This window comes from Aquimarina litoralis (genome assembly GCF_019295435.1).
Lineage (GTDB): Bacteria > Bacteroidota > Bacteroidia > Flavobacteriales > Flavobacteriaceae > Aquimarina > Aquimarina litoralis_A.
Genome location: NZ_WEKL01000074.1, coordinates 1 through 16,306, shown reverse-complemented (window position 1 = coordinate 16,306; position 16,306 = coordinate 1). Strand labels below are relative to the sequence as shown.

Annotated in this window: 16 protein-coding genes; 9 read left to right on the top strand and 7 right to left on the bottom strand. The window is 31.9% G+C overall.

Going from position 1 to position 16,306, the window contains the following annotated elements:
- A partial coding sequence (locus GBO31_RS22515) for a DUF2459 domain-containing protein (RefSeq protein ID WP_219010852.1) occupies positions 1-367 on the top strand: 367 nt, incomplete at its 5' end.
- Between the two features lie 36 nt (positions 368-403).
- Here the strand turns inward: GBO31_RS22515 and GBO31_RS22510 are convergent.
- Positions 404-1,192 carry a hypothetical protein gene (locus tag GBO31_RS22510; RefSeq protein ID WP_219010850.1) on the bottom strand — a complete coding sequence of 263 codons (789 nt, stop codon included), beginning with the start codon at positions 1,190-1,192 and terminating at the stop codon, positions 404-406.
- Positions 1,193-1,358: 166 nt separating this feature from the next.
- On the opposite strand from GBO31_RS22510, the gene GBO31_RS22505 reads away from it, so the two are divergent.
- Entirely contained in the window at positions 1,359-1,943 is a 585-nt protein-coding gene (locus GBO31_RS22505; protein WP_219010848.1) for a pseudouridine synthase, read from the top strand.
- A 53-nt stretch (positions 1,944-1,996) separates the two neighbouring features.
- On the opposite strand, the gene GBO31_RS22500 is transcribed toward GBO31_RS22505, so the two are convergent.
- The 6 genes from GBO31_RS22500 to GBO31_RS22475 form a co-directional block, all read right to left on the bottom strand.
- On the bottom strand, positions 1,997-2,707 hold the full coding sequence (locus GBO31_RS22500; RefSeq protein WP_219010846.1) for a DUF6268 family outer membrane beta-barrel protein: 711 nt from the start codon (positions 2,705-2,707) through the stop codon (positions 1,997-1,999).
- Between the two features lie 151 nt (positions 2,708-2,858).
- A complete protein-coding gene (locus GBO31_RS22495; protein ID WP_219010845.1) occupies positions 2,859-3,491 on the bottom strand; it encodes a chloramphenicol acetyltransferase in 633 nt (210 codons plus the stop codon).
- Complete coding sequence (locus tag GBO31_RS22490; RefSeq protein ID WP_219010843.1) at positions 3,491-4,180, bottom strand: HAD family hydrolase; 690 nt, start codon at positions 4,178-4,180, stop codon at positions 3,491-3,493. The genes GBO31_RS22495 and GBO31_RS22490 overlap by 1 nt, the downstream gene beginning before the upstream one ends.
- Before the next feature lie 38 nt (positions 4,181-4,218).
- Positions 4,219-5,910, bottom strand: a complete 1,692-nt coding sequence (gene ettA, locus GBO31_RS22485) for an energy-dependent translational throttle protein EttA (protein ID WP_219010842.1) — start codon at positions 5,908-5,910, stop codon at positions 4,219-4,221.
- Positions 5,911-5,967: 57 nt separating this feature from the next.
- Positions 5,968-6,150, bottom strand: coding sequence for a CAL67264 family membrane protein (locus tag GBO31_RS22480; protein ID WP_219010840.1), 183 nt, complete (start codon positions 6,148-6,150; stop codon positions 5,968-5,970).
- Positions 6,151-6,362: 212 nt separating this feature from the next.
- Positions 6,363-7,772, bottom strand: coding sequence for a DNA/RNA non-specific endonuclease (locus tag GBO31_RS22475; protein WP_219010839.1), 1,410 nt, complete (start codon positions 7,770-7,772; stop codon positions 6,363-6,365).
- Positions 7,773-8,029: 257 nt separating this feature from the next.
- Between GBO31_RS22475 and GBO31_RS22470 the strand changes: the two genes are divergently transcribed.
- The 7 genes from GBO31_RS22470 to GBO31_RS22440 form a co-directional block, all read left to right on the top strand.
- The gene (locus GBO31_RS22470; protein WP_219010838.1) at positions 8,030-9,658 is read left to right on the top strand and encodes an acyl-CoA carboxylase subunit beta; all 1,629 of its coding nucleotides are present in this window, start codon (positions 8,030-8,032) and stop codon (positions 9,656-9,658) included.
- Positions 9,659-9,702: 44 nt separating this feature from the next.
- A complete protein-coding gene (locus tag GBO31_RS22465; protein WP_219010837.1) occupies positions 9,703-11,421 on the top strand; it encodes a helix-turn-helix domain-containing protein in 1,719 nt (572 codons plus the stop codon).
- Between the two features lie 124 nt (positions 11,422-11,545).
- Entirely contained in the window at positions 11,546-13,168 is a 1,623-nt protein-coding gene (locus GBO31_RS22460) for a CARDB domain-containing protein (RefSeq protein WP_219010836.1), read from the top strand.
- A gap of 456 nt (positions 13,169-13,624) precedes the next feature.
- On the top strand, positions 13,625-13,819 hold the full coding sequence (locus GBO31_RS22455; protein ID WP_219010835.1) for a hypothetical protein: 195 nt from the start codon (positions 13,625-13,627) through the stop codon (positions 13,817-13,819).
- Positions 13,820-14,089: 270 nt separating this feature from the next.
- The gene (locus GBO31_RS22450) at positions 14,090-14,704 is read left to right on the top strand and encodes a hypothetical protein (RefSeq protein ID WP_219010834.1); all 615 of its coding nucleotides are present in this window, start codon (positions 14,090-14,092) and stop codon (positions 14,702-14,704) included.
- A 206-nt stretch (positions 14,705-14,910) separates the two neighbouring features.
- Positions 14,911-16,020: a J domain-containing protein gene (locus tag GBO31_RS22445; protein ID WP_219010832.1), complete on the top strand. Its 1,110-nt coding sequence runs from the start codon at positions 14,911-14,913 to the stop codon at positions 16,018-16,020.
- A 53-nt stretch (positions 16,021-16,073) separates the two neighbouring features.
- Positions 16,074-16,306: hypothetical protein (locus GBO31_RS22440; RefSeq protein ID WP_219010830.1), on the top strand; the 233-nt coding region annotated here is incomplete at its 3' end.

The following is a 16,306-nucleotide window of genomic DNA, read 5'->3' as shown; positions in this document are numbered from 1 at the left end:
TCCTTCTTGGAGTGATTTAACTTTTAAAAATGCATTTAGGGCAATGTTTTTAGAAAGTTCAACTTTAATGCATGTCACCAGATATTCATCTAAACGTTCAGATTGGGTTAAAGTAAAAGTTAGCGAAACAGAATTAAAAAAGTTAAATGCTTATATTTTTGGGACATTTAGGATAAACGAAAAAGGACTAAAGATGCTTCTTGAGAATCAAGGATATTCGAGAAATGATGATTTTTATAAAGCTAATGGAAGTTATTCTTGCTTTAAAACCTGTAACAGTTGGGTTAACACTGCGTTCAAAGAAAGTGGTTTAAAATCGTGTCTTTGGACACCTTATGACTTCGGATTGATTAATAAATATGAGTAAAATGTGTTTTATCATGTGTAGACTAAACATATGATATTACCTTTCTCTAAAACGATGCATTTCTGATCCAGTTAACATTCTCCTTGTAAAAGCAGGGCATCTTCTTAAAGCTGATCGAGTTTCTCGGCTTCTTTGTAAATCTGAAGGTCTATGTCCAAAAAGATGAATGGACGATGATGAACTGCTGTAACAAATAAAGAACATATAAGCATTACAAAGAGCTTCCAATCTACCTGGATTTCTGGACACCCTAGTATTCGATAAAGTATCTCTATCTTCTGGAGAAAAATAACGATAACTGATCTTTCCACCATGTGTCATCACATGACCAATTTCATGAATCAATGTTGGTACTATCCGTAAATTTTGATTTTTCCATAGAGCTCCATAGGTAATAATAATACCTTCACGTTCATCAAAAAAATCAGTGCTAGGATCATCATATATCGGATTTAAGCCACCTGTATATCTTGCAGAATTTCTTCTTCCTGCAACATTTGCAAAAATAATACCCGCTGGTTTTCTTTGTTTTAACCATCTAAGATGCCCTGATGGAATTAAATCTAAAGTATTCTCAACTATAGCAACATCTGATAAAACTACCTGATACACATTTATCTCCACATTATCTCTGGATGTATACCTAATATTAACTAGATGTTCGTTAGACACACTTTGGTAGTATCCTCGAACAGAATCTCTTTCCCAATCCTCCAATGGATTTGGACCAAAATAGCTAGGAGCTTGATTTCTGTCTTCCCCAGTACCATAGCCTCCAACTATAATATCTTGATGATATGGCTGTCCTATAAATTGAATCGACATAACTATAAATATTAAGAAATAACTAAAAACGTTGGTTATTACTTATTAGTAATCCATAACAATTAAAAGTAAACATTTAGATCTTTCATATTTAAGGTATATCACTACATTTGTGACATTAAAAAAGATACACATCAGTAAACATCGATTATCCCAAATACATTAAATGAATCAACATCGGCACTATAAACTATATAAACCGTATGGATATCTGAGTCAATTTGTAAATAATGGTCAGAAACAAAATTCAAAAAAGTTATTGGGAGAATTATATGACTTTCCGTTAGGAAGCATGTCGATAGGACGATTGGATGAAAAATCAGAGGGACTTTTATTAATAACAACAGATGGTAAAATAAGTAATTACATATGTAGTAATTCTATAGAAAAGGAATATTACGCACAAGTTGATGGAGCAATTACTGAGGAAGCAATTTCCAAGTTACAAAATGGTGTTGAAATTGGTTTTGATGGAAAAAAATACATCACTAATCCTTGTAAAGCTTTCAAAATAGAAACCACTCCACTATTTCCCGAAAGATCAAAAAAAATACGAGATGACAGACATGGCCCTACAAGTTGGGTGTCAATTACATTAAAAGAAGGGAAGTTTAGACAAGTACGAAAAATGACATCTGCTGTTGGTTTTCCAACTTTACGACTGGTGAGAGTACGAATTGGTAATATTAAACTAAACACCCTGGAAGTTGGCGAAGTGATCGAGTTAAAGAAAAATGATCTAATCCCATAAAATTTTATAAGATAATCTCACCACTATTTTAAATGTATATATATATCATATAACTACTGATTTTCAGAAATGTCAAATCTATATATTACATCTAATCCAAACTCTTCCTGAACATAAAAATTTATATTTTCATTTACAAAATTATAAGACTTCACAGAAGTTCTCAGATCTGCACCTGCACTAAAGTGATCTGTCAATACATAATTAGCTTCTACACGTATTGGAATCACTGCATCCAAATGAAACTTCTTGTTTGGTGATCTATAAAACGCTCCTAACAGTGGTGTTATGATAGTACCAAAATTTTCTGATGAGGAGTACAATCCGAATTTTGCTCTAATTTTTTCATTATATTGAAAATCCAAAAGTGCTATCCCTCCTATTTGAAAATCTCTAGACTCCAAACCGTCAAAGTTTGATGCTAATTTTGGTAACACCACATATGTGCCTGACCATTTTTCTGAATGTTTTATTTTAAATCCGGCATTTATACGTGCCATCGTTAAATTTTCATACGTTGCAAATTCAAAAAGTTTTAGATTTGTATTCTCTACGGTAGCACCTGTCAGTAAAACTAAATTATCATTTAAAATCTTGGGATATAAAACTTCGAAATTTATATTGGTAATATCCGTATCAAACGTTTGTTCTGTATCTTCTAAATTGGTCCTTGATACATTAAGCCTCAAAATATCAGTATAATCCTGGGCTATTCCCGCACTAGAAAACAAAAATAAAAACATTAATGAAATAAATCTTCTCATAAACTACATACTTTATAAATGGATAAATTAATTAATGTACCATTTTTGAAACACAAAATGTTATAGAATAGTTTATCTTTTTAGAATACCCACTTTATCATTTTCTCAATCGGACCACATTTAAAAGCTGGTCACCGTCATCATAATAAAATCATTCATTTAATAAACGTTGAAACTCTTCAAGGAACAAACCTACATGATATCCATCCATTAATGCATGGTGTACATGAATGGAAATAGGTAAACTAATTTTATCACCTTCTTTGGTATATCTTCCGAAAGAAATTTTTGGAACACTGTCTTTATATTGAAAATGTCTCGCATGAGAAAGGCTACTAAAATTATACCACGGAATTGAAGATATATGTAAACTATCTAGCCTTTTTGCATTATCATTATGACGCAATCCTGTAGAATTCTTAACAGCTTCTATTTCTTTTTTTGCATGCTCAGCAAATTTTAAAAAATCCGTATCATATTCAATAAAAGAAAACCCAAAAGTATGATCATCTCTTCCTATTGTAGCAGAGGTATGAACTTCATCATACACATAAACCTTCTCTCCTTCTATCCTATATCTAAATGATTCAATTGTATTTGCAGACTTTACAGCTTTGTGTAAGTAGTACAAAAAATAGGAATACTTATTATCTTTTACCTTTTGATAGCCTTTGGTAAAATCTACTGATGAAACTATTCCAAAAAAAGGTTCATCAAAGCTATTGAAGAACTCAAAATGTTCTTTTCTATTCCAATTAGAAATATCGAGTTCCTTTTTTCTCATTACAAATATTGTAATAATTCTTTCGAGTGAGTCAAACTTTTAAAATTTGGGTGGTCTACAGTTCCATTATGCACTTCGTGCGCCCAAGTAGTATGAAATGGAATATGAAAAGCATGAGCTCCAATATTTAAAACTGGTAATACATCTGATTTTAAGGAGTTTCCAACCATTAAAAACTCTGTCTTATCAATATCCAAATGATCTACTAACTTCTGATACTGCTTTTCAGTTTTGTCGGAAACAATCTCAATATGATGAAAATACTTTTCTAAACCTGATTTAATTAACTTACGTTCTTGATCAAGCAAGTCGCCCTTTGTTGCCATCACCAAACGATATTTCTTTGACAAATATTGGAGTGTATATTCAATACCATCAATTAGCTCTACAGGCTCTTGCAGCATCTTTTTGCCTTTTTCTATTAAAGTATTTACCAATTCAATGTTCATATTTCCATTGGTAATCTTAATGGCTGCTTCTATTAAAGAAAGTGTAAAAGGCTTTATACCATAACCGTACAAATCCAGATTTTGCATTTCTATTTCAAAAAGAAGCTTGTTTGCTTCTTCTTTTGACATATATTCTGAAACCAATTCACAAAAGTCTTCTTCAGCTTTTCTAAAAAAAGTCTCATTTACCCATAAGGTATCATCTGCATCAAATGCAATTACTTTAATATTGTTCAACATTTAGTATTGTATACTATTATTATTACAAATACAATCTATTATCTAACTAGCTTTTTATACTTAATTCGTTTCGGCATTAAATCTCCTCCAAGACGTTTCTTCTTATTTTCTTCATAATCAGAGAAACTTCCTTCGAAGAAATATACTTGCGAATCTCCTTCAAAAGCTAAAATATGAGTACATATACGATCTAAGAACCAACGATCGTGAGAAATCACCACAGCACAACCCGCAAAATTCTCCAATCCTTCTTCTAATGCTCTTAACGTATTAACATCAAGATCATTAGTAGGCTCATCTAGTAGTAATACATTACCTTCTTCTTTCAAAGTCATTGCCAAATGTAATCGATTACGCTCTCCTCCTGATAATGTAGAAACTTTTTTGTTTTGTTCACTACCACCAAAATTGAAACGACTCAAATAGGCTCGAGAGTTCACTTCTCTTCCACCCATCATAACTAAATCTTGCTCATCACTAAAATTTTGCCAGATTGACTTTTCAGGATCAATATTGGCATGAGATTGATCTACATAAGCCAGTTTTGCAGTTTCACCAACACTAAAAGTACCTTTATCTGGTGTTTCTTCCCCCATTATCATTCTAAAGATGGTGGTCTTACCAGCTCCGTTAGGACCAATAATACCCACAATTCCTGCTTGCGGTAATTTGAAGTTTAGATCTTCATATAAAAGCTTATCTCCATAAGCTTTGCTAATTCCAGAAGCTTCAATAACATTCGTTCCTAAACGCGGCCCATTAGGAATATAAATTTCCAGTTTTTCGTCAAGTTGTTTTTGATCTTGACTCATCAACTTATCGTAGTTTTTCAAACGAGCTTTCTGCTTAGTTTGCCTTCCTTTGGTACCTTGACGTACCCATTCCAGCTCTCGCTCTAATGTTTTCTGACGTTTGGATGCCGATTTACTTTCTTGTGCTAAACGTTTTGATTTTTGATCTAACCAAGAAGAGTAATTCCCTTTCCATGGTATTCCTTCTCCTCTATCTAACTCCAGAATCCAACCTGCTACATTATCTAGGAAATATCTATCATGAGTTACTGCAATTACAGTACCTTTATACTGAGCCAAATGATGTTCTAACCAATGAACTGATTCTGCATCTAAGTGGTTAGTAGGCTCATCTAATAGCAATACATCTGGTTCTTTTAATAATAAACGACAAAGTGCTACTCTTCTTCTCTCTCCTCCAGATAACACTTCGATTTTCTTATCAGGATCTGGAGTTCTTAGAGCATCCATGGCAATTTCTAGTTTGGTATCTAGCTCCCATCCATTACCTGCATCTATTTGATCTTGAAGTACTGCTTGACGATCCATCAATTTCTGCATCTTATCAGCATCACTATAAACTTCTTCTAAACCAAACATATCATTGATTTTGTTGTATTCATCAAGAAYCGCTACCATTTCTGCAGCTCCTTCTTTAACAACTTCTAAAACAGTTTTTTCTGGATCTAACTGAGGTTCCTGTTCTAAATAACCAACAGAATAATCGGATGAAAATACTACATCTCCTTGATAGTTTTTATCAATTCCTGCAATAATCTTTAGTAAGGTTGATTTTCCAGAACCATTAAGTCCAAGAATACCAATTTTAGCCCCGTAGAAAAAGCTTAAATATATATTTTTTAAAACTGGAGTATTTGCACTTTTATAAGTTTTAGTTACTCCAGACATAGAAAAGATGATTTTTTTATCGTCTGACATAAGCCCTAATTTTTTTAAATAATATTGTGTATATGATATAACTCAAAAAGTAGGCAACTATACCCTTCCTTTTAAAGCATTAAAAACCCATGCATTAGCAAGAAAACCAACTCCAACAGCCGCAAATCCCCATCCAGAGACATGTCTATATCTAAACGCTCCCATGGCTATCAGACCTAATCCTACAATAATCATTATAAAAGTAGCCCAAGCTAACACTGTATTTTTATTCATTCCCATAAAAAGTAAGTTATTTAGTTAATACTTTCTGATTTTTCAATCAAAAACAGCATACAAATATCGTTAATTTATCATCAAAAAATAGCTTTTTAAGAAGTTCTTAATTGTAATCACCACCTTACTGTTTGGTAAACAAACACTTATAATAATTTATATATAAAAATAGGGACTTATTATGTAAGTCCCCATGATTATTCTTTACAAATTTGTATTTAACTAGAAGGTCCATTATCGATGGTAGATTCAATAACTGATTCTACAGAATTAGCGATGTTTTCGAATAAATCATAACCGGTTAAACTCTCAATAGCATCCACTGATGTTCTAAACTGTGTCCAATCATTACTAATTCCCTGATCATTAGGCACATTGATTGCGATTACTCTAGTAGATGTTGTTACTCGATTAATATCATTTGAACCATTTGGTAGAATTAATGCTACTTTCCAAAAAGAATCAGGAACCGTAATATTCCCTCCATCAATGGTATTTGCAAAACCGTTTCCTCCCGTTCCTCCGCTACCAGCAACTCCAGCAATAATATGCACTTCATTACCATCCAATGTTAGTGATCGTAGATAACTTTCAAAATTGGCCCAACTTTTCCTGTTATTATCTGGTGCTTGAGGTGCAATATTACTCATGTAATAAGTATTCTCATTAGAATCTTCTGAGCCATTTCTATCCGCGGAAGGGCATAAATGTCCTCTATCGAAACCTGAATTTGTATAATCACTAGATGTCGCTCTAAAAAAACTGCTTGGCAAATCATTATCCCTTTTAAAACAATTACATCTTGGTGTATCTCCTAACCAAGCACTACTTAAATGCCAACTTACCCAATTGGAAGTTCCTGTATTATTATTATAGGATAAAGAAAAATCTGGTTTTGAAAGGTAATAATTAGTGGAACTTGTACCGGCATCAGAGGGATTCCCAAAGGTTATATTACTATCAATACCTGCATTACCTCCTCCAGTGGCACTGGTTATTACTTCCACATTGTCAATATTTATTCTATTCGAACCTCCGGAAAGTTTTTGAATTCCATATCGTACACTTGCCGTTTCATTTACATCGAAAGAAACTGTATTAAGGGTTGTGGAGTTAGTTGTTATGGTATTACCAACATAATACCAAGAAGCACCATCATCATAAGACGCAATTAATCGCCAAGTAGAAGTACCATCATTACCATATTTTGCATGACGAACTCTGATCGTTTCAGCTCCATTGTCCATATTAAAGGACATGATTGCATATCCTGTATTTCTGATTCTAACAGATTTAGATTGATATTTACGATCATTAGCCAAACTTCCTAGTAAAGCGTCACTCAAATACCAATCACCAGATGCAAGACTAACACTTGCAGCAGCATAGCTTGATTTTGAACCGGATTCATAAGTTTCAATGAAGCCATCCTGTACTTTACCATGAAAACTATAATCATGTGGTCCTTCATTATCATATAAAAAAGTACTAGTTTTTAGTTCTCCAGCAATAGTATTTGGAATTGATGGAATTTCAGTTTCAAAATTGTCATCATCTACATTACAACTAGTTACGTAAATAGCAAAAAATAGTAGGCATAAAATGGGATTTAGTTTCAGTAATTTCATAATTGATTCTGATTATTAGTTAATAAACTGTTATAGTGGCATTTAAAATATTGATAAATCTACCTGACTATTGTTAAGTATCTGATAATCAAAAGTTAGTAAACTGTTATAGAAATGTTAGGAAATCTTAATTTTTGAATTAATTAATTAACATTTTAGAAACTTTTTTTAGAATGATTATATGCTGATTTTGCTTTCTTTATTAATAATCTAAAAACTCATTGATTTTTGTATTTTCGTGCAAACAATACACACAAATGGATTTAAACTTCAATAAGAACGAAGACCACAATAAACTTTTAGTTTCTGCTCTGCGCCAAAAGCTCGGAAAGATCAAATTAGGTGGTGGAGAAAAAAGGATAGAAAAATTACATGCCAAAGGTAAAATGACCGCAAGAGAAAGGATCGAATATCTCTTGGATGATGATGATAAAGCTATTGAAATTGGAGCTTTTGCTGGTGATGAAATGTATCCCGAACATGGAGGTTGTCCAAGTGGCGGCGTGGTTATCAAAATTGGACATATAAGTGGTAAACAATGTATCGTAGTTGCAAATGATGCTACCGTAAAAGCTGGTGCATGGTTTCCTATTACGGGTAAAAAAAACCTAAGAGCCCAAGAAATTGCTATTGAAAATAGATTACCAATTATTTATTTAGTCGATAGTGCTGGTGTTTATCTTCCGATGCAGGATGAAATTTTTCCTGATAAAGAACATTTTGGAAGAATTTTTAGAAATAATGCAGTTATGAGTAGCATGGGAATAACTCAAATTTCTGCCGTGATGGGAAGTTGTGTAGCTGGAGGTGCGTATCTTCCAATTATGAGTGATGAGGCTTTGATTGTCGATAAAACGGGAAGTATTTTCCTTGCGGGTAGTTATCTTGTAAAAGCAGCTATTGGTGAGAGCATAGACAATGAGACACTTGGAGGCGCCACCACTCATTGTGAAATTTCTGGGGTAACGGATTATAAATCAAAAGATGATAAAGACGCTTTAGATACCATTAAAAATATCATGTCAAAAATTGGAGATTTTGACAAAGCAGGTTACAATAGAATAAAAGCTATAAAACCAAAACAAAATCCAGATGATATTTATGGAATTTTACCAAAAGCTAGAAATGAGCAGTACGATATGATGGAAATTATCTATCGACTGGTAGATGATTCTGATTTTGAAGAATATAAATCGGGTTATGGACAAACCATTATAACTGGATATGCTCGTATAGATGGCTGGGCAGTTGGAATTGTAGCCAATCAACGTAAAGTTGTAAAAAACAAGAAAGGTGAAATGCAGTTTGGTGGTGTTATCTATTCTGATTCTGCAGATAAAGCTACTCGTTTCATTGCGAATTGTAATCAAAAAAAGATCCCTTTAGTATTCCTGCAGGATGTAACCGGTTTTATGGTAGGAAGTAAAAGTGAACATGGCGGAATTATAAAAGATGGCGCTAAAATGGTAAATGCTGTGAGCAATAGTGTTGTGCCAAAATTTACAGTTGTTGTAGGAAATTCTTATGGTGCTGGTAATTATGCAATGTGTGGAAAAGCCTATGATCCAAGACTTATTTGTGCATGGCCAAGTGCTGAATTAGCCGTAATGGGAGGTGCACAAGCTGCAAAAGTTTTATTACAGATAGAAACAGCTTCTTTAAAGAAAAAGGGTGAAGAACTCTCGGAAGAAGATGAAAAAGCTTTATTTGATAAAATCAAAGCTCGTTATGATAAGCAGATCTCTCCTTATTATGCAGCAGCCAGAATTTGGACCGATGCTATTATAGATCCTTTAGATACTAGAAAATGGATTTCTATGGGTATTGAAGCCGCTGATCATGCTCCTATTGAGAAACCTTTTAATCTTGGTGTAATACAGGTATAATAGAAAGCGTTACTATATCTACCAAACAATTTAAGATTACTACTTTGAAGACATTTTCTATCAACATACTGTTGATTATACTTTTATTTCCTTTTACTAAGGGATTGGCTTTTCAACAAAATACAATTTCGATAGAAGAAAAAGACTTTATCTTAAATCATAAACAAATTGACAGCGTGGAGGCCTTCCTGAAAACAAAGGCCTCTACCTCTCCTATTCTTGCAAAAAAGGCATATCAAATCTATCTAGAAAGAGGAATTACTAATGACAATAATGATATTGTTTTTAATTCTTATTACTATTTAGGAGATAATGCATACAACAGAGGTGATTATATTAATGCTATCAATTATAGTAAATTTGCCTCAGAGATTGCAGAAATTACAAACAACGAAACTCTTAAATTATCTTCTTATACACTTAATGGTAATTCTTTTTTTGCAATACGCTATTATAATAATGCAAGTATACAATATCAAAAGGCCAGAAATGCAGCAAAAAAGATAGGCAATACAGAAGATGAAATAGCAAGCCAAATTAATATTAATAATTGCTGGGTTAGAATAGATCGTTACAAAGAGGCGCTTCAATCTTTTGAAGAAATAAATAAAAAATTGACTCAAAAGGAATATCAAGGTGATTTGTATTATTCTAATTTTTTGTCTACTCAAATTGGTGCTGGAGTTTGTAGTTATAAATTACAAAAATATGACGAAGCCATCTCTTTTTATCATGGTGGATTAAAGCTTGCGAAGAGACTTCAATTAAATGAAACTATATCAACTTTTCATAATACTCTTGGAGAGGTGTATACCGCTAAAAAGGAATATAAAATTGGGATTCAACATTTAGACACAGCAAAGGCTTTGATAAATGAAAACGATAAAGTTTTTAATCAGACATTATATACAACCAATTTTCATCTTGCCAATATTTATTTTAAAAAAGAGCAATTTGAAAACTCCCTTTCTATTTTGGAAGAAAATTTTAAGGTAATTGATTCTGAAGAAAAGGAGAGACAAATAGAAAAAATTGATGAAATGTATGATTTAGCTAGACAATGCTCAGAAAAATTACATGATTCTAAAAAAGAACTTTACTATACCAAGGCGTACAACAAAATTAAAGATTTTCGTCACCAAGATGATATCAATACAAGAGATCAATTATATAATGCTGATCTTATAGAATTAGAAGAGGAAAAGGATCTACTATTATCAAAAAACAATCTATATATCATCTGTTTGGTTAGCATTATAATTATATTATTTCTCGTTCTTATTTATCACTTCCAAAAGCAAAAGAAAAATAAAGCATTGTTTGATCAGCTTCAGAAAAGTACTCAAATTATCACATCTAAGAAAGAACAAGTTTCAACAAAGAAAGAATTTGTAACAGATCAAAAAGCAAATGATCTTTTTATGAAACTTAAAGAATTAGAAAAAACATCCTTCTTCTTAAAAGAAGATTGTAGTCTGCATAGCACTGCAAAACTTATTAATACAAATACAACGTATCTTTCAAAAATGATGAATACACATAGAGGTTCCTCATTTAACGAGTATATTAATGAATTAAGAATAAAATACTGCCGTGAACAGTTAAATAGTAATTCAAAATTTCGTTCCTATACGATTAAAGCAATTGCTGGAGAGTTAGGTTATAAAAGTGTGAACACCTTTGGAGCTGCATTTAAAAAACATACGGGCCTTACCCATTCTTATTATATAAAACAAGTATTATCGAATCCTGCTACGAATTAGAACCAACGGACTTTAAAAGCTAAAAAATAATATCAATTTTATAAAAATGACGATATAAAAGAAAAAATAAGTTGAGAAAAAAAATTACAACTATATTTTTATGACACCAAAATTACCAATCACAATGAAATCACTTTTTTATACAATTCTATGTATATTTTTAGTTTTGTTTTTTGATACGGCAAAAGCTAGTTCAATAAAAAAAACAGAAACAGTATCTTCTAACCAATGTGATATGGAAGTCATTATAGAAGTATATGATGATACTTCTATAATCAAGATTCCTGAAGATCAAAATATAGCTATCTCTCATTATGTTAATCAAATATGTATAACGGTTGTTATACGTTATTATACAAATAAGAGTAATATTGATAATTTTAGATTGGTCATAGACCTACCAAATACATCTTTAATTCCGGTTAAAATTCCGCCACCACCTCCACCACCAGATGATGATGCTCAAAGAGCCAAAAATGAAACAATTCCGGAAATACGGTTTTCAGTAATTGAGGGAGAAACTCCGTTTAGATTAGGTACCAATTCTATTGATTTTATGTTAGAAAAGTGTTTCCCAAACAATGCGCAAAATATTGGTAACAATGATTGCCCAGCTGAAGGAGAAGATATCCCAAATTCAGATTGTTACTATTATCAACATTGTGATTGCTACAAGTGTGATATAGACAAAGAGGATATTTTTGAGAAAAAATCTACTACCTTTTATGTTTATGAAGATATTGATTTAGAAACAAGTTTTGTAGAATACAAGGAAATACAAAATGATACAGTTAAACTGACATATAAAGTTTGCGAAAGAGCCTATAATGAGGATTTTTTATATCGAGGTGGAAATACTTCAGTAAGCTTATATCTATCAGATGACGATCAGTTAGATTCAAGCGATGATCTACTGCTAAAGAAATCGATATTTATTGAGAGTGCCTATACTCCTCCAAACTATGATACTTGTGAAAATGTAAGTTTCACTTTGGGGAAAAATCTTGTACAATATTGGACTACAGAAGGTAAATATTTTATTGCGCAAGCCGATCCGGATAATGTATATTATGAATACAATGAAATGAATAACATTTTACCGGTACAGCTTTTACCAGATTTACGAATCACAGATATAAGAGTATACAAGACACCTGATAATAATGTAATTCTGTCTAGTACTGTTACAAATAAGGGAAATTCACCGTCAGCATTATCTAAACTCGATTTTTATGTTGAAAAGTATCCAAGAAAATTTGTGGCTAGAGGCACTGTTCCTGCCTTACAACCTAACGCATCTTATAAAGTAAATTCCCTAGTAACCTGGCAATATTTTTCATTGGTCTTACGCGGAAGAGATTTAATTGTTATTGCAGATGCTGAGAATGATGTAATAGAAATTGATGAATCTGATAACGAAAAAAGATTTAATATTCCGAGAAATTTAAACGATTCTGATCAAAATCCTACATTGGTAACTGTGTCTCCTAATCCTTTTTCATCCTATGTAGATTTTAATTATGAAGTTAAATATCCAAATACTGATATTAAATTAAACATCTATGATCAAAGAGGTTTTCTTAGGTATCAAAACAGTAAATTTCACAATGAAACAGGAAATTTTAAATTTAGAATTTACTCAAACGAATTAAACAATGGAATTAATGGGGTATATCATTATTCTTTTCTATTAGGAAGAAACAATACCATATATTTCCCTTCTACAGGAACGATTATTAAAATGTAAATCTGCATATTCCAGGAATTAAGTTAACAATATAGGCAGTAATCTCTATGAGGAGAACTTGAGAAAATAGAAATTAACACTACTTTAGATAGGGTTTTATCGCTATTCTAAAAACATACTCAAAAACACCAAATTCTAATTAAGAATTTGGTGTTTTTTTTGCATGAATTAGCATCAAAATAATTAATATAAAACCTTCTTCGAGCTATAGTCCAGAAAATATCATTTCATAATATATTAATACTAAAATAATTATTGAAAATAATACAACTATCTATTTTTCGATAACATCAAATTTATAAAATTGACACCATAACAATTTATAATACAGAATATTACACATAGTTTTATCAAAGATTTTTTAGCTAAAAATTCGAACCGATAAATTGAATTTTAAGATTTATCTCGTCATTAATAGATGACAAAAATTAATAGTAATATTTAAACTTTAAACAAATGATGAAAAACATTCTGCAACTAGAAAACGTAAAAACAATTGCAAAGAAAGAACAAACTATTATTGTTGGAGGTCATGGTCGAACAGCAGAAGAAATGGCTACTTGTAGAAAAAATTGCGAAGATGATTTCCGAGACGATGGCAATTTTCCAAAATACATGAATTGTATGACAGACTGTGTTCCAAGTGTTTAAAACCGACCGTTTTCATTAATAACGAAAAAGACATTATTCAAGTCTGATAAAAGGGAAAAGGGTATAAATATATAAGAAACTTATACCTTTTCCCTTCCCAGTACGATCTATAAAAAGAGGTTTATTAGATATGAAAATCATTCTTTTTCAATTTACATAATATCCATACAATTAAATAGAGAGCTTGCAATCAGCAATTTATATGAGCTCTTTCATTAGTGAACTCTCATCTTTTCAGATTACACATCATTTTAATTTAAAACAATACTTATGAAAAAACATTTGAGTTTTTATGGCTTATTGTTATTAACTTTTCTAATAACGATCAGTTGTCAACCAGAAGAAGATCTTCTATTAGAAGAATCTAATATTAATGAAATAGAATTAAATACAGATAAAAGTAATGGAGATTTTCTGGTAGTTTGTTCTACACAAGGTATTCCACCAGGTTTTGAACTAGTACAATATCTTAATGTAAGTGGATGCCCAAATTATAATTTATTCCCTGGCGGTTTTAACGCTGCCTTAGTCCAAAGAAATGATGCTCCCCAGATTTTTAGAGCAGGTGCAGGTTGTAACGATAACTATTGTATTTGGATTGTAGGAGAAAATTTCGAGCCAGAAGCATATATAGATGTTCGAACTACTACAGGAGAAACCATTATTGGAACTTATCGTGGATCTGATAGACAAATAAATATATCAGCAAACGGTGATGATACCATGTCCATTCGTTTAAGATCAGAATTCGAAAGACAACAATTTGCACAAAATGGATTGCGAATTTGGGTTGTCAACCCAGAAGCAAGAAAATGGGCTGATGGCAGAACCGTAAGAAGACCTCGAGATTTTGAAGAACCTCCATGTGATCCAATTTGTCCATAATTAGATAGTAGAAAAAATAAAAATTAATAGTAAGGGAAACCTTAGCATTACAAAATATCCTAAGTTTTCCCTTACTAAAATCAACATAAATTTTATTCTGTTCGTGATCATATACTCTTATGATGTTCAAAACTGAATCATCATGCAGACTGCACGATGCATTTTAAATCCAAACTTTTCACACAAACGAAACTTTAAAATATCAGATGAAAAACTTATCAATATTACTTACMTGTCTTCTCGCTTTTGTTTTACTTTCTTGCGAAAATGAGATAGAGAACATTCATGAAAACGCAACTACTGAACCTCAGGAGAAGCATACCAGAGTTATTGTAACTCCAAAACAAGTAGGAGGATCAAATTATACTATGTATGATACTCAAGGATATAGAAATACGGGCATCTGGAGTAGTCCTGATAACTTAAAATTAGTTATAGGCCATTACCATTTGAATCCAACAAAAGTACATACACAGCTTCAGCAAATGTATCAAAACGGACAACGCAAAATAGGATTAGTAATTTGGTATACACATTTTCCACCATACTGGCCTAATTCAAACACACATTTGCATACTATCAGAAGTAATAATTCCAGCTTACCATATCAACAGGAACAAAATTTTAAAAATGTACTTCAAAAAATTAAAAGTATTGGTTATAACGAAGTGACCATCCGCTTTGCTGCACAAGGATTGGCACATCCAGAAGGTTGGCAAAGCTGGAATGAAACGCAATTTCAAGAAAACTGGAATTTCATTTATAACGCCATTAATACTGCAGAAAATACACTTGGTAACTCCTCTCTTAAAAGAATGTATGATCTAGACGTAGAAATGGGTGGCCGATTTGATGGACAAACCGTACCATATATGGACAAACTTTGGAGAAATTTTTCCTATGTCTATCCAAATCTGAAAAGTTATGGGTTCTCCATTGCTTATGCGCCTGGTAGATTGGATCGTTTAATTAAAAATTTAAAGCAGACTGGTCGAAATGCTGACGAATATGCAATTGATATCTATGAAAATGCTTCTCAAGCACTTATAACCATCAAAAATGAACTAAATAAAAATCGTGAATATGGAAAATCTATAGTAATACAAGAAACGTATTATAATGATAAACAACAGTATAGAGATTTTATAAGCGGAATTAAAAGCAATAACCTCAATGTGAGATTTATCATGCAATGGCCTTGGAGAAGAGGATTTCAACATCCTCATTTTAGTGAAAATTATCCTAAATATTATGATAACTATTTGCCTTTGGATGTTGAAATTCCGGGAGATGAATGCAATCCAATCTGCCCCTAAAAACTAATTAACAATCACTTAATACTTATTGATAATTTTAAAATTAATCACAAATGAAATATCTATCACTGATCTTACTATTTACTACCATAATCACAAATCAAAAATCCATTGCACAAACTACAACTTCTTTAGGGCAAGGCGCAGGAACGTTAGGTAACGAAAACACAAGTATTGGTTATCAAGCAGGATCAAAAAGTACTGGTTTTGGCAATGTCTTCTTAGGTGCTAAATCTGGTCAAAACACAACCAATGGAGCTTATAATGTACTACTAGGACCTTCATC